Origin of the sequence: Mesorhizobium sp. M2E.F.Ca.ET.219.01.1.1, from assembly GCF_004016445.2 — a bacterium.
Lineage (GTDB): Bacteria > Pseudomonadota > Alphaproteobacteria > Rhizobiales > Rhizobiaceae > Mesorhizobium.
In genome coordinates, this window is the sequence record NZ_SADT02000007.1 from 167674 (window position 1) to 181522 (window position 13849).

General features: G+C 63.6%; 13 protein-coding genes. 10 read left to right on the top strand and 3 right to left on the bottom strand.

What is annotated here, in order from left to right:
- Positions 1–30 precede the first annotated feature (30 nt).
- The 5 genes from EN862_RS29335 to EN862_RS29355 all read left to right on the top strand — a co-directional run bounded on the left by EN862_RS29335 (position 31) and on the right by EN862_RS29355 (position 5666).
- Positions 31–1239 (top strand): acetyl-CoA C-acetyltransferase, encoded by a 1209-nt coding sequence (locus EN862_RS29335; RefSeq protein ID WP_127867512.1) that lies wholly within the window; start codon positions 31–33, stop codon positions 1237–1239.
- A gap of 12 nt (positions 1240–1251) precedes the next feature.
- A complete protein-coding gene (locus EN862_RS29340) occupies positions 1252–3471 on the top strand; it encodes a 3-hydroxyacyl-CoA dehydrogenase NAD-binding domain-containing protein (RefSeq protein ID WP_127867511.1) in 2220 nt (739 codons plus the stop codon).
- A gap of 9 nt (positions 3472–3480) precedes the next feature.
- Positions 3481–4029 carry a thioesterase family protein gene (locus tag EN862_RS29345; protein ID WP_127867510.1) on the top strand — a complete coding sequence of 183 codons (549 nt, stop codon included), beginning with the start codon at positions 3481–3483 and terminating at the stop codon, positions 4027–4029.
- An 88-nt stretch (positions 4030–4117) separates the two neighbouring features.
- A complete protein-coding gene (locus EN862_RS29350; protein WP_127867509.1) occupies positions 4118–4759 on the top strand; it encodes a helix-turn-helix transcriptional regulator in 642 nt (213 codons plus the stop codon).
- A 10-nt stretch (positions 4760–4769) separates the two neighbouring features.
- Positions 4770–5666 carry a thermonuclease family protein gene (locus EN862_RS29355; RefSeq protein WP_245519728.1) on the top strand — a complete coding sequence of 299 codons (897 nt, stop codon included), beginning with the start codon at positions 4770–4772 and terminating at the stop codon, positions 5664–5666.
- Here EN862_RS29355 and EN862_RS29360 read toward each other — a convergent pair.
- On the bottom strand, positions 5629–7278 hold the full coding sequence (locus EN862_RS29360; RefSeq protein WP_127867508.1) for a lysine--tRNA ligase: 1650 nt from the start codon (positions 7276–7278) through the stop codon (positions 5629–5631). The genes EN862_RS29355 and EN862_RS29360 overlap by 38 nt on opposite strands.
- A gap of 155 nt (positions 7279–7433) precedes the next feature.
- On the opposite strand from EN862_RS29360, the gene EN862_RS29365 reads away from it, so the two are divergent.
- On the top strand, positions 7434–7847 hold the full coding sequence (locus EN862_RS29365; RefSeq protein WP_127867507.1) for a tellurite resistance TerB family protein: 414 nt from the start codon (positions 7434–7436) through the stop codon (positions 7845–7847).
- 14 nt (positions 7848–7861) lie between these two features.
- On the opposite strand, the gene EN862_RS29370 is transcribed toward EN862_RS29365, so the two are convergent.
- The gene (locus tag EN862_RS29370; RefSeq protein ID WP_245519753.1) at positions 7862–8686 is read right to left on the bottom strand and encodes a transporter substrate-binding domain-containing protein; all 825 of its coding nucleotides are present in this window, start codon (positions 8684–8686) and stop codon (positions 7862–7864) included.
- A 275-nt stretch (positions 8687–8961) separates the two neighbouring features.
- Here EN862_RS29370 and EN862_RS29375 point away from each other — a divergent pair, with 275 nt between their 5' ends.
- The 3 genes from EN862_RS29375 (at position 8962) to EN862_RS29385 (ending at position 11370) form a co-directional block, all read left to right on the top strand.
- Positions 8962–9693: a LuxR family transcriptional regulator gene (locus tag EN862_RS29375; RefSeq protein WP_127867637.1), complete on the top strand. Its 732-nt coding sequence runs from the start codon at positions 8962–8964 to the stop codon at positions 9691–9693.
- Between the two features lie 274 nt (positions 9694–9967).
- Positions 9968–10606, top strand: a complete 639-nt coding sequence (locus EN862_RS29380; protein ID WP_127867506.1) for an acyl-homoserine-lactone synthase — start codon at positions 9968–9970, stop codon at positions 10604–10606.
- Positions 10607–10620: 14 nt separating this feature from the next.
- On the top strand, positions 10621–11370 hold the full coding sequence (locus EN862_RS29385) for an enoyl-CoA hydratase-related protein (RefSeq protein ID WP_127867505.1): 750 nt from the start codon (positions 10621–10623) through the stop codon (positions 11368–11370).
- A gap of 70 nt (positions 11371–11440) precedes the next feature.
- Here the strand turns inward: EN862_RS29385 and ppk2 are convergent, their stop codons facing one another.
- Positions 11441–12346, bottom strand: coding sequence for a polyphosphate kinase 2 (gene ppk2, locus EN862_RS29390; RefSeq protein WP_127867504.1), 906 nt, complete (start codon positions 12344–12346; stop codon positions 11441–11443).
- A gap of 195 nt (positions 12347–12541) precedes the next feature.
- Here ppk2 and EN862_RS29395 point away from each other — a divergent pair, with 195 nt between their 5' ends.
- Positions 12542–13807: an ATP-binding protein gene (locus tag EN862_RS29395; protein WP_127867503.1), complete on the top strand. Its 1266-nt coding sequence runs from the start codon at positions 12542–12544 to the stop codon at positions 13805–13807.
- Positions 13808–13849 lie beyond the last annotated feature (42 nt).

Below are 13849 nucleotides of genomic sequence, written 5' to 3' on the forward strand. Positions count from 1 at the left end.
CGGCGGCCGGCAAAGCCAAGGAGCACGAAAATGACTGAGGCTTACGTCTATGACGCCGTGCGCACGCCGCGCGGCAGGGGCAAGAAGGATGGCTCGCTGCATGAGGTGCCGGCGGTGCGGCTTGCCGCAAAGACGCTTGAGGCGCTGCGCGACCGTAACGGGTTAGACACCGGCAATGTCGACGACATCATCTTCGGCTGCGTCGACCCGGTCGGCGAGGCGGGCTCGGTCATTCCGCGCGCCGCCGCCTTCGAAGCTGGCTACGCGACCTCGGCGCCCGGCATGCAGATATCGCGCTTCTGTGCCTCGGGTCTCGACGCCATCAATTTCGGCGCCGCCAAGATCGCGCAAGGCGCGGACGAGATCGTCATCGCCGGCGGTGTGGAATCCATGTCGCGCGTCGGCATGGGCATGTCCGGCGGATCCTGGTTCATGGACCCGTCCGTCGGCCTGCCCGGCTGGTTCGTGCCGCAGGGCATCTCGGCCGACCTGATCGCGACGAAGTATGGTTTCTCCCGCGACGACGTCGACGCCTATGCCGTCGAGAGCCAGAAGCGCGCCGCGAAGTCCTGGTCCGAGGGCCGCTTCAAGAATTCGGTCATCCCGATCAAGGATCAGAACGGCCTTACCATTCTCGATCATGACGAGCACATGCGGCCTACGACTGACATGCAGTCGCTGGCTTCGCTCAACCCGTCCTTCGTCATGCCGGGCGAAATGGGCGGCTTCGATGCGGTGGCCGTGCAGAAGCATCCGGAAGTCGAGGAGGTCAACCACGTCCATCACGCCGGCAATTCGTCTGGCATCGTCGACGGCGCCGCCGCGGTGCTGCTCGGCTCCAAGAAGGCCGGGAAAACCATGGGCATCAAGCCCCGCGCCCGCATCCGCGCCTTCGCCAATATCGGCTCCGAGCCGGTGCTGATGTTGACCGGTCCGGTCGACGTCACCGAGAAGTTGCTGAAGCGCGCCAAGATGAAGCTGTCGGACATCGACCTGTTCGAGCTCAACGAGGCCTTCGCCTCCGTCGTGCTGCGCTACATGCAAGCTTTCGACATTCCGCACGACAAGATCAACGTCAATGGCGGCGCGATCGCCATGGGCCATCCGCTCGGCGCCACCGGCGCCATGATCCTGGGCACGGTGCTGGACGAGCTGGAGCGCCGCGACCTCAACACCGCGCTGGTCACGCTCTGCATCGGCGCCGGCATGGGCACCGCCACCATAATCGAACGCGTCTGAGGGAGAGAAGAGATGAGCTACACCAATTTCACCCTCGACGTGGATGCCGACGGCATTGCCTTGATCACCTGGGACATGCCGGACCGCTCGATGAACGTCTTCACCGAAGAGGTGATGCGCGAGCTGAACGCCGTCGTCGATAAGGTGGCCGGCGATGCCGCCATCAAGGGCGCGGTGATCACCTCCGGCAAGGATTCTTTCTCCGGTGGCGCCGACATCACCATGCTGCAGAAGATGCTCGCCACCTTCGCCGTCGACAAGGAGAAGGATCTCGACAAGGCGACCAAGACGCTGTTCGAGAATGCCGGCTATATGACCGGCCTGTTCCGCAAGATCGAGACCTGCGGCAAGCCGTTTGTGTCGGCAATCAACGGCACCTGCATGGGCGGCGCCTTCGAGATGTCGCTCGCCTGTCACGGCCGCGTCGCCGCCGATTCCGACAAGGTGAAGATGGCGCTGCCCGAGGTGAAGATCGGCATCTTCCCCGGCGCCGGCGGCACCCAGCGCGTGCCGCGGCTGACCGATCAGCAGCAGGCGCTGCAGATGCTGACCACTGGGCAGAATCTCACGCCGCAGAAGGCGAAGCAGATGGGCCTGATCCATGAGATCGCCGAGCCTTCGAAGCTCGTCGAGACCGCCAAGGCGATGATCAAGAACGGCCTGAAGCCGGTGGCGCCCTGGGACGAGAAGGGCTTCAAGCTGCCCGGCGGTCCGATCTATTCGGCGGCCGGCGCCAATCTCTGGCCGCCGGCCATCGCCATCCTGCGCCGCGAGACCTACGGCAATTATCCGGCCGCGGCCGCGATCCTGAAATGCGTCTATGAAGGCCTGCTGGTGCCCTTCGACACGGCGCTCAGGATCGAGCAGCGCTATTTCACCGAGATCATGCAGACCAAGGAAGCGGCGGCGATGATCCGCTCGCTGTTCCTGTCGCTGCAGGAACTGAACAAGGGCGCGCGCCGCCCAGCAGGCGTGCCGGACACCAAGTTCAAGAAGATCGGCATTCTCGGCGCCGGCTTAATGGGCGCCGGTATCGCTTATGTCACGGCTCGCGCCGGCATTCCGGTGGTGCTGCTCGACCGCGATCTGCCGTCGGCCGAGAAGGGCAAGGCGCATTCCGACAGCCTGATGGCTGACCAGGTCAAGAAGGGCCGCGCCAAGCCGGAAGACAAGGACAAGCTCCTGTCGCTGATCACTCCGACGGCCGACTATGCCGACCTTGCCGGCTGCGATCTGGTTGTCGAGGCGGTCTTCGAGGATTCAGCCGTCAAGAAGGACGCCACCGAGAAGGCCGAAGCGGTGCTGAAGTCGTCGGCGATCTTCGCGTCGAACACGTCCACGATCCCGATCACCGCGCTGGCGAAGAATTCGGCGCGGCCGAAGAACTTCATCGGCATCCATTTCTTCTCACCGGTCGACAAGATGATGCTGGTCGAGATCATCCTCGGCAAGAAGACCGGCGACAAGGCTTTGGCCGTCGCCTTCGACTTCGTGCGCGCCATCAAGAAGACGCCGATCGTTGTCAACGACACGCGCGGCTTCTACGTCAACCGCTGCGTGCTGCGCTACATGTCGGAAGCCTATAAGATGCTGATCGAAGGCGTCCCGGCGCCGATGATCGAGAACGCCGCTAAGGCTGCCGGCATGCCGGTCGGCCCGCTGGCGCTGACCGACGAGACGGCGGTCGACCTTGCCCAGAAGATCATGAAGCAGACCATCCGCGATCTCGGCGACAAGGCCGTCGATCCCAAGCAGATGGCGCTGATCAACACCATGGTCGACACGCATGGCCGTTTCGGCCGCAAGAACGGCAAAGGCTTCTACGACTATCCGGCGAAGCCCGCGAAGAAGAAGCTCTGGCCGGGCCTGAAGGACCTCTACCCGCAGCTCAACCCCGACAAGGTCGACTATGAGGAGCTGAAAGAGCGCCTGCTGGTCACGATCGCTCTGGAAGCGGCGCGCGTGATGGAGGAAGGCATCGTCACCGACCCGCGCGAAGCGGATGTCGGCTCGATCCTCGCCTTCGGTTTCGCGCCCTTCACCGGCGGCGCCCTGTCCTATGTCGACGGCATCGGCGCCAAGCGTTTCGTCAAGATCGCCAAGGGCCTGCAGAAGAAATATGGCGCCGAGTTCAAGGCGCCGAAGCTGCTGCTCGATATGGCTGAGAAGGGCGAGACCTTCTACCAGCGCTTCGATCCTTATCAGAAGGGTGAGGTCAGAGAAGCGGCCTGACGAACCGGGATGTATGTCTGGGGGCGAATGGCACGCACCATGGCCACGGCGTCGAGCCGTGGTCCCTATCGGGTCGGCGAGGAAAGCCGGCTCGCCTTTCGATGCCTGCCGATCGACGTCGATTTCAACCTGCATCTCAACAATGCGCGCTACATGATGCTGGCCGATCTCGGCCGCATCGACATATTCCTGCGCGTCGGCCTCATCGCGCTGGCGCGCAAGAAGGGCTGGGCGCCGATGATCGGCGGCCTGCAGGTGGCCTATGTGCGCGAGATCAAGCTGTGGCACCGCTTCGAGGTGGTCTCGTCGATCGAGACCTGGGAAGGTACGTCCGTCGTCGGCAGGCATCGTTTCGTCCTCGATGGCGGCGAGACCGCGGCGCTGATCCTGACCACGGGTGGCGTCTATGACCGCGGCGGACGCCGCTTCCTCGACATAGACGAGGTCGTCGCGGCGCTCGGCCACGCCGCCAGTCCACGCCCGCCGACCGACGCCGAGCGGGCTTTCATGCTTTCGCACCGGAATTTGCGCGAGCAGGCGAAGCAGGTCCGATCGTAGGCGATCCGACCCTTCGCCAGTGGACAATCAGATAGTCGCGCGTTAGACAGAGCTGAGGCATTTTTTCCTGTTTTGAAGGAGAGCGCGCGTGCTCTCACACGACCGCGTATGGGCCGCAATCGACGCTCTCGCCGAGCGCTATTCGCTGTCGGCTTCCGGCCTTGCGCGGCGCGCGGGCCTCGATTCGACAGCCTTCAACAAGTCGAAGCGCCTGTCTTCCGACGGCCGGCCGCGCTGGCCCTCGACCGAGTCGCTGGCCAAGATCATCGAGGCCACCGGCGCTTCGCTCGAGGAATTCACTGGACTTGTCGAAGGGTGCGGCGCCGCGTCGGTGGCCCAACACCGCAGCGCCGTTCCTCTGCTTGGCTTCGCCCAGGCCGGGGCGGGAGGCTTCTTCGACGATGCCGGCTATCCGGCGGGGCAGGGCTGGGATCTGGTCGAGCTTCCGGCGCGGGCGACCGAGACATCCTACGCGCTGCAGGTGCAGGGCGATTCCATGCTGCCGCTCTACCGCAATGGCGATGTGCTGATCGTCGAGCCAGGCGCGCCGACGCGCAAGGGCGATCGCGTCGTCGTAAAGACCACCGCCGGGGAGGTGATGGCCAAGGTGCTCGACCGGCAAACGGTGAAATCGATCGTGCTGGTTTCGCTCAACCCCGCCCACCCGGATCGTGACATCCCGACGCGCGAAATCGAATGGGTGGCGCGCATCGTCTGGGCGAGCCAGTAGGTCCGGGCTGTTGCGCCTTCTTCAGATCATCCTGACGGTTCTGGCGGTTCCGGTGATGGCCGCGCTCGTCGTGGCAGGCGGCCGCGTGGTCAAGGGGCATGAGAGCGTCATCACGGTCGATCAGATCGATCCCATCGCCGATGCGCTCCCCACCGACGGCAACGATACGCTCTCCGCTTCCGGCGCGGATACGCCCCCGGAAGAGCCCATGACCTCGGCCATTCCGGCGCCAGCCGCTCCGCAGGCACCGAACCCCGTTGTTCACTCGAGGGCCATCGATCCCGACGTCGTGGCGCCGCCGGAGCTGTCGGACCAGGAACTCGAGCGGGTCGAGCCCCGGGCGCCACTCAGCGATCTGGCGCTGGCCGGGCCGCCCAAGCCGCCCAAAACGAAGATGCCGGGCGACTGGAACGGCACCAAATTGTTCCAGCCGGTCGCCACCGCCGCCGGGCTGATCGAGGCGAAGGGCTATGCGGTCGCGGTGTCCGGCGTGGACGCTGTCAAGGCGGACGAAACCTGCAGCGACGAGGGCCAGACCTGGGCCTGCGGCGCGCGCGCCAGGACTGCCTTCCGCGCCTTCCTGCGCGGCCGTGCGGTCGCCTGCGCGCTGCCGCCGGAGGGCGGCCGCGACACCATTTCCGCCGAATGCCATATCGGCAACCAGGACATCGGCCAGTGGCTGGTCGAGAACGGCTGGGCGCGCGCCGCGCAAGGCGGCCCCTATGTCGAGGCCGAGAACAAGGCCCGCACTGCCAGGAAGGGTATTTTCGGCCCGGCGCCGAAGCTTGACGGCCTGCCGGCGGTGCCGGCCGTCTCGGGCCCGGCGCTGGTGGCGCCGGATTCGATCCTGCCGGCCGATGGCGGCGCCGTTACGCCGCCAACTGACCAGCCAGCGCCCGCTCAATGAGCGCGCGCGTCTCGGCAATGCCGTAGAGCGCGGCAAAGGATCCGAAGCGCGGGCCGCGTTCCTGGCCGATCAGCACCTGGTAGATCATCTGGAAGAAGGCGACGGACACGCCGGGTCCGCCTTCCGGGCTCCGCTTCGAATGGTCCTGGTAGCGCTCGATCTTGCGCGCCACATTGAGCGCGGCATTCTGGATCGCTTCGCCGTCGGCGCCCTGAGGCAGCGCGCCGAGCGCATCGGAAAGCTTCGCCAGCGCCTCGCGCTCCACCTCGTCGGCGGCGCGGAAAACCTTGGTCGGCTTCACGAAGTCGTCGAAATAGCGGATCGCGTAGCCGGTCAGCCGATCGAGCTCCGGATGCGTCTTCGGCGTCACGCCCGGCGCATGCCGCGAGATGAAGCCCCACAGCACCGACTTGTCATGTGCGTTGGAAGCGCTCACCAGGTTGAGCAGCAGCGCGAAGGGCACCGGCAGGTCGATGGCCGGCGGGTTGCCGTCATGCATGTGCCAGACCGGATTGCCCAGCCGCTCCTTCCAGTCCTGGCGCGGATAGGCGCCAAGGAAGGCGTAATATTCGTCCACCGCCTTCGGGATGACGTCGAAATAGAGCTTCTTCGCCTGCCGGGGCCGCTGGTACATATAGAGGCCGAGGCTCTCGGTCGGCGCGTAGGTCAGCCATTCGTCGATGGTGAGCCCATTGCCTTTCGACTTGGAGATCTTCTGGCCTTCCTCGTCGAGGAACAGCTCGTAGACGAAATGCTCCGGCGCGCGCCCGCCGAGGATGTTGCAGATGCGGTCGTAGATCGCCGCATTGGTCTGGTGGTCCTTGCCGAACATCTCGAAATCGACGCCGAGTGCCGCCCAGCGCATGCCGAAATCCGGCTTCCACTGCAGCTTCACATGGCCGCCGGTGACAGGCAGCGTGGTTTCGGTGCCTTCGTCGTCGAAGGTGATGGTGCCGGCCTTGGCGTCGACATTGATCATCGGCACGTAGAGCACGCGGCCGCTCTTCGGCGAGATCGGCAGGAACGGGCTGTAGGTCGCCTGGCGCTCCGGTCCGAGCGTCGGCAGCATCACGGCCATGATCTCGTCATAGCGCTCCGCGGCGCGCAGCAGCACCTCGTCGAAGCGGCCGGCCTTGTAGTACTGCGTCGCGCTGGCGAACTCGTAGTCGAAGCCGAACGTGTCGAGGAAGCGGCACAACATCGCGTTGTTGTGGTCGGCAAAGCTCGCATAATCGCCGCCGAACGGATTGGGCACTGAGGTCAGCGGCATGTGCAGGTAGGGCTCGAGCGCCGCGCGATCCGGCACGTTCTCCGGAATCTTGCGCATGCCGTCCATGTCGTCGGAAAAGCACAGAAGCTTGGTCTTGACCTTGTCCTGCGTCAGCACGCGGAAGGCATGCCGCACCATGGTCGTGCGCGCCACCTCGCCGAAGGTGCCGATATGCGGCAGGCCGGACGGGCCGTAGCCGGTCTCGAACAGCACGGTTTCCGGGAAATCCTTGCCCTTGTAACGGGCGATGATTTTCTTAGCTTCCTCGAACGGCCAGGCCTTGCTCTCGGCGGCCGCGGCAAGCATCTCGGGCGTGAGATCGATGATGTTTGATCCCGTCATGTCAAAGTTCCAGTCATGGCCGTCTTTGCGGCGGATAAGATTTGTCGACCGGTCTCTAGGCGCGACAGGCCGGAGCGTCAACGATTTGCGGCGGTTTTCCTTGCGGCGCCACAATTGCGCTCCTACGTTCGAGCCGCACACTCAAGGAGTTTTGAATGCCTTCGCTGACGACGCACGAAGCCTTGATCTACCTGATGGTCATCACCTCGGCTTCCGATCGCGACATGACCGACGTCGAACTGGCGCGGATCGGCGACGTCATTCGTTCCTGGCCGGTGTTCGTCGATTTCAACCAGGACAGGCTGGTTCCAGTGGCGCAGGCCTGCCAGAAGGCGCTGCAAGAGAAGGGCGGGCTGGAAGGCGTGCTGGCGCGCGTTGCCGAAGCCCTGCCCGAGCGGCTGCGCGACACCGCTTACGCCGCCGCCTTCGAGGTCGCCGCCGTCGATCTTGAAATGCGCATGGAGGAGGTGCGCGTCCTGCAACTGATCCGCCTCAAGCTCGACCTCGACACGCTGACCGTGGCTGCGATTGCGCGAGCGACCAAGGCGCGCCTACGCACGCTGACTTAGCGTTGGCGCGACCTTCAGAAGAAGCTCACCGGGAAATAGCGCAGATAGAACTCGGCGAAGGTGCCCTTGATCGAGATTTCCTGCAGCGCATAGTCGAAGGCGCCGGCCAGCGCGGGATCGCCCGCCCTGGTGGCGATCGCCATGCCCGAGCCCAGATACTCCGGCGCCAGATACGGACCGCCAGCAAAGCGACAACAGCCGGCCGCGTCGGAGCCGCCCAGCCAGAAGGCGAAGCGCATACCGTCGCCGAAGGCGGCGTCGATCTTGCCTGCCTTGAGGCCGGCATAAAGGTCTTCCGGTGTGTCGAAGGTCACCACCTGCACGGTGTTGAAGTAATCGCGCAGCATTTTCTCATGCGCCGAGCCGGCGACGACGCCGACCCGCTTGCTGCGCAGCTTGTCGAGGATCGGCTCGGCGAAGGCTTTCGCCTTCGGCATGATGAAGCGCGCAGGGAACTGCATATAGGAGCGCGAGAAGGCATATTTCTCGCGGCTGTCCGCCGTCGCGGCGATGCCGGCGATAATTGCCTCGCCTTCGCCTTTCTGCAGGGCATCCTCCAACTCGTTCCACGGCAGGGCCTGGACCTGGCATTTCTCGACGACGTCCAGTTCGGCGCAGATCGCCCGCGCCAGATCGATGTGGAAACCGGACAGGCGGCCCGAGCCGTCGAGGAAGTTGAAGGGTGGAAAATCGGTGGTCGTGAGGAATCTGAGTCGCGGCAACGCGGAGAGATCGGGTTTCGGCAACCGCTCCTTGGCATCCCACAGCACCGGCACCTGCGGCTCCGCGCCTTGAGTCGCGCCGGCAAAGGGCAATATGCCGGCAAGTGCGGATATCAGGACCAGAGTTATCCACCGCAAGATCACGATATGGCTCCGACCTCGTCCCCGTTCGGAGGCTTTTCGTACGAAAATGATGCAGGCACAACGGTTTTTGATTTCAAGCGGCTAAATTCAGCGTATGGTTCAGCTCGTTGCAAATGAACCTGCGCGCCGGAAGGGGGAAGCCACCGGCTTTGCGGAGACCATTGCGACCCGTGGTTGATGGCGAAGGAGTGTTCGAGCGTCTACTATCGGTAACGAAAAAGCAGAAGCAACATGGGGTAGATGTTGCGATGGGCCTGTTTGACAGAACTCTGGAATATATAGACCAGTTGCAGAATGCTGGCACCGCGGCGGCGGTTTGCGAGAGGCTGCTGGGCGTCACTTCGAATTTCGGCCTGACCGCCCTGATGGCGGGAACCGTGCCGCAGCCCGGCACGCCACGCGGCCGGCAGAAACAGCATGTGATGCTTTGCGATTGGCCCGGCGAATGGCTGGAGCGCTACGTGGCGCGCAACTATGTCGACCACGATCCCGTCGTCAGCCACATGAAGCAGCTTCAGGCGCCGTTCCAATGGCGGGACGCATCCAAGAACGCCGTGATCGACAAGAGCAGCGACGAGGTCATGGGCGACGCCCGCCAGTTCAAGCTGCGCGACGGACTTGCGTTTCCGTTGGTGACGCTCGACGGCCAGATCGTCATGGTCTCGCTGGGTGGCGAATCCGTTGAATTGTCGGATGCCGAATTCGGAATGGTGTCGCTGGCGTCGACCTATGCGATCGGCCGCGCCATGCAACTGCATACCAAGGCCGACAAGCTCGTCGATCATATAGAATTGACGGCACGTGAGCGGGAATGCCTGCAATGGGCGGCCGTTGGCAAGTCCGAATGGGAGATATCTCAAATTTTAGGCATCTCGGAACACACTTCCGAGAAACATCTTCTTAACGCCAAGAGCAAACTCGGCGCAGCCAACCGGGTGCAGGCGGTCGCGGAGGCGATTAGGCGTGGCTATATTAGCTAGGTCGGCCGTGCCGACCTAGAAATTTCAGCCTACGCGATCGCGTGATATTTTCAGAAAAGCGCAGCCGAATCTCCCTCTTGGGAGAGGGCTAATGATTTCTTAACGCCAAATCAAACTGGGCATCCCCAACCGCGTGCGGACAGTCGCGGAGGCCATTAGGCGTGGCTATATTAGCCAAGTCGGCCGTGCTGGCCTAAAATTCTTGCCTACGCGTTCGCGTAATATTTTCGGGAAAGCCCGGCCGTATCATCCTCTTAAGCCCAGGAGACGGCTAATGCTTTTCGCCCTTACCACTCAGGAATTGATGGAACGCCCCGACCTTTGGGAGGCCGTGCATCGCCTGCGCCACAAGATCTTCGTCGAGGAAATGGGATGGACCGATCTCGCCCGTCCCGACCAGCTCGAGATAGATCAGTTCGACCATGACGAGGCCGAGCATCACCTCGTCATCCGCAACGGTGAACTGGCAGGCTACCAACGCATGCTGCCGACCACTCGACCGCATCTTCTGACGGACGTGCTGTCCGATCTCTGCGAGGGGCAGTCCCCCTCGGGACCGAATGTCTGGGAACTCACCCGCTACGCGGTGGCTCCGGGTTTTCGTGACGGCAAGCGCGGCGTCTCGACGGTCGGCACCGAACTGATCGCCGGCTTCGTCGAATGGGGACTGAAGCGCAACGTCAACCAGGTCATCATCGAGTTCGAGCCGATGTGGGTGCTCAGGGCGCTGCAACTGCACTTCCTGGCAAAGCCGCTCGGCTACCAGCGCACCTATGGCAACCAGCAGGTGGTGGCGACCTTGCTCACTTTCACCGAGCATACGCTCGATATCGTGCGCCAGCGCCGCAACCACTTCCTGCCGGTGCTGAACCGGGGCTATCCCGGCCTGCTCGGCCTGAAGCAGGCGTCGTGAGCGGGGAGGTGGTCATGAGCTTCCATCCCGAACCGGAACTGCGCGGCCATACGCTGGTCGTCACCGTGTCCTCGCACGACGGCCGGCCGGTGCTAGATCGGCATGCCTATGCGAGCCTTGCCAGGACCTTCCACGAGGCGGCCGTCAATGACGAGGTCCGTGTCGTCATGCTGCGTGGCCTTGCCGGCTGTTTCTGCCTTGGCGGCGATTTCTCGGAATTCCTCGATGCCACCAAGCACCGGGAACTGATCGCCGCCGTCACCGACATGTTCCGCATGCTGGCGACTTTCCCCAAGCCGGTGCTTGCCTGTGTCGACGGCGATGCGGTCGGCGTCGGCTGCACCATCCTGTTCCACTGCGATATGGTGATCGCTTCGAAGGGCAGCACCTTCAGGGTGCCGTTCGTCGATTTCGGCCTGGTGCCCGACGCGGCGACCAGCATCCTGGCGCCCCAGAAGCTCGGCTATGCCGGTGCCTTCCGCTTCTTCTGTCTGGGCGACACGCTCGGCGTCGAGGATGCCAAGGCGCTCGGCCTTGTCGGCGAGATCGTGACGCAAGGCAGCGCCGAGGAAGCAACGCTGGCGAGGGCGAAACAACTCGCCAAGAAGCCGGTGGCGGCATTGCTGCAGACGCGGAGCCTTCTCAAGGGCGATACGGCGGTGTTGTGCGATCGTATCGACCACGAGATCACGCTGTTCCAGCAGGCGCTTCAGGATGACACCACGCTGAAGCGGCTGCAGCGGATCGCTCGTCTGGCCGCCTGAGCGGCCGGCATGCAAGTCTCAGCGCCGCGCGAGCCAAAAGCCGCGCGGCGCTGTAACTTACGGAATTGATTTAGTCCTTCAGGAAGGCAGGCCCTTCGCCGATGATCTTCTTGTCGGGCTTGCCGACGGCATCGAGGTCGCGGCCGTCATAGGGCAGCGACAGCAGGATGCGCTGGATCACCGCAAGCCGGGCGCGGCGCTTGTCGTTGGCCCGCACGATGATCCAGGGCGAGAATTCCTTGTGCGTGCGCTCGATCATCTGGTCGCGCGCCTTGGTGTAGTCGTCCCATTTGCTGATACCTGCGACGTCCATCGGTGAGAACTTCCAGTTCTTCAGCGGCGACCAGCGGCGGTCATGAAACCGCTCCAGCTGCGTTTCGCGGCCGATATTCAGCCAGAATTTGAAGAAGTGGATGCCTTCGTTGCAGATCATCCGTTCGAAATGCGGCGTCTCGTCGAGGAATTTCTCGTGCTGCTCCGGCGTGCAGAAGCCCATGACCGGCTCGACGCCGGCCCGGTTGTACCAGGAGCGGTCGAAGGTCACGAATTCTCCGGCTGTCGGGAAATGGTCGACATAGCGCTGGTAGTACCATTGTCCGGCCTCGGTCGGCGTCGGCTTGGTCAGCGCGACGTTGCGCGCTGTGCGCGGGTTCATATATTGCCGCACCACGAAGATCGTGCCGCCCTTGCCGGCCGCGTCTCTGCCTTCGAACAGCGCCATCACCCGCTTCCCGGCCGCCTGCAGCCAGGCCTGCGCCTTGACCAGTTCGATCTGCAGCCGCTCGAGTTCCTTTTCGTAGTCCTCGCCTTTCATCTTCTTGTCGTAAGGATAGCCGCCGGCAGTCAGCTTGTTGTCCTCGATCCAGTCCGGCAGCACCGGATTGTCGATGTCGAACTCGCGCTCCTTGCCGCCGATCTTGATCTTGATCGGTGCCGTGGCCGGCACCGCTTCAGCCGTTTGCTTGGCTTTTTTCATCCAGACGAACCTTTCCAGTTTGCGGACTCATGCTATGGAGCCTGTGCAGCAAAGCGCCTCCAGGCGCAAAGACGCTGTAGCATGTTGATTTTGCGCATGAACCTTCGCGAAAATCGATCCTGATTTTCAGGCCATGCGCCAGGCCGGTCCGGCAGACTGCTGACCGGTCGACGGGATGCGGGGTGGCGCGGGCCTATGGCTGAGACAGGCGCGGGGCAGGACAGTAAGGGACAAGCCCTGGCGGCGCGGTTGTGGCGCAATCGCTGGCTGCTTGGCGCGGGCATTGTCGCGGTCCTTGCCGTCTATAGCTTCGCCGGCGCGTCCGTTTACGTGCCGGTCCTGGCCTTAGTGGCGCTGGCGGCTGCCGCGATGCTGCCTGTCGATGCCGAACGCCGATCGGCAGATTCAGGCGCGGCGATCGAGGCCAGCGGACTGCAGCGGCTGTCCGGCGAATATCTGGCGGCGGCTGTCGCCGACCCGCTGATCATCTTCGACCATTCCGCCACGATGGTCCACGCCAACGCCGCCGCCTTCGCGGCCTTCGGCGGCCTGGCGCCGGGCATGTCGCTGGCGTTGAAGTTTCGCGCGCCGGAAATGCAGGCGCTGCTGGACGGCATCCTGTCGGGCGAGGTCGCCGCCGATGTGGTCGACTACACCGAAAAGCTCCCGGTGGAGCGGACATACCGGGTCAGCGCGTCAACGGTCGGCCATGCCACAGGCCTTTATGTGCTGGTGTTCAAGGATCAGAGCGAGACACGCCGCATCGATCGCATGCGGGCCGACTTCATCGCCAATGCCAGCCATGAATTGCGCACGCCGCTCGCCTCGATCGCCGGTTTCATCGAGACGCTGCGCGGGCCGGCCCGCAACGATCCGGCGGCGCGCGACCAGTTCCTGCAGATCATGCAGAACCAGACGGGACGCATGGCCCGTCTGATCGATGATCTGCTCTCGCTGTCGCGGCTGGAGATGAAGCCTTATCTGCGGCCGGGCACGGAGGTCGACCTTCGCCAGACGATCGATAGCGTCATCGATTCGCTCGGACCGCTGGCCGCGGAAAACGGCATCGTCATCGAGCGGGACTTCATCGATGGCCCGGTTTCCGTCCCCGGCGACCGCGACGAACTCTTCCAGGTTTTCGAAAATCTCATGGAGAATGCCTGCAAATACGGCCAGTCAGGCGGACGCGTGACCGTCTCCATGGCACGCGTCGAGGACGGTCAGGACCCAGGCATCGACGTCACCATAAGAGACTACGGCCCGGGCATCGCCGAAGAACACATCCCGCGCATAACCGAGCGCTTCTACCGCGTCGATGTCGAAAACAGCCGCACCCAGAAAGGCACCGGGCTTGGCCTTTCGATCGTCAAGCATATATTGACCCGTCATAACGCAAGATTGTCGATCAAGTCGGAAGTCGGCAAGGGTGCGGCGTTCACGGTTCATTTGCCGGCTCGCTGATCGTGTACCGGTTGCCAACCGAGATTTTCTTCTTTCTGTCAT

Excerpts from the sequence above, each read along its gene's own strand:
- EN862_RS29335 (WP_127867512.1), top strand. The coding sequence starts at position 31 with ATGACTGAGGCTTACGTCTATGACGCCGTGCGCACGCCGCGCGGCAGG.
- EN862_RS29340 (WP_127867511.1), top strand. The coding sequence starts at position 1,252 with ATGAGCTACACCAATTTCACCCTCGACGTGGATGCCGACGGCATTGCC.
- EN862_RS29345 (WP_127867510.1), top strand. The coding sequence starts at position 3,481 with ATGTATGTCTGGGGGCGAATGGCACGCACCATGGCCACGGCGTCGAGC.
- EN862_RS29360 (WP_127867508.1), bottom strand. The coding sequence starts at position 7,278 with ATGACGGGATCAAACATCATCGATCTCACGCCCGAGATGCTTGCCGCG.
- EN862_RS29365 (WP_127867507.1), top strand. The coding sequence starts at position 7,434 with ATGCCTTCGCTGACGACGCACGAAGCCTTGATCTACCTGATGGTCATC.
- EN862_RS29375 (WP_127867637.1), top strand. The coding sequence starts at position 8,962 with ATGGGCCTGTTTGACAGAACTCTGGAATATATAGACCAGTTGCAGAAT.
- EN862_RS29380 (WP_127867506.1), top strand. The coding sequence starts at position 9,968 with ATGCTTTTCGCCCTTACCACTCAGGAATTGATGGAACGCCCCGACCTT.
- EN862_RS29385 (WP_127867505.1), top strand. The coding sequence starts at position 10,621 with ATGAGCTTCCATCCCGAACCGGAACTGCGCGGCCATACGCTGGTCGTC.
- ppk2 (WP_127867504.1), bottom strand. The coding sequence starts at position 12,346 with ATGAAAAAAGCCAAGCAAACGGCTGAAGCGGTGCCGGCCACGGCACCG.
- EN862_RS29395 (WP_127867503.1), top strand. The coding sequence starts at position 12,542 with ATGGCTGAGACAGGCGCGGGGCAGGACAGTAAGGGACAAGCCCTGGCG.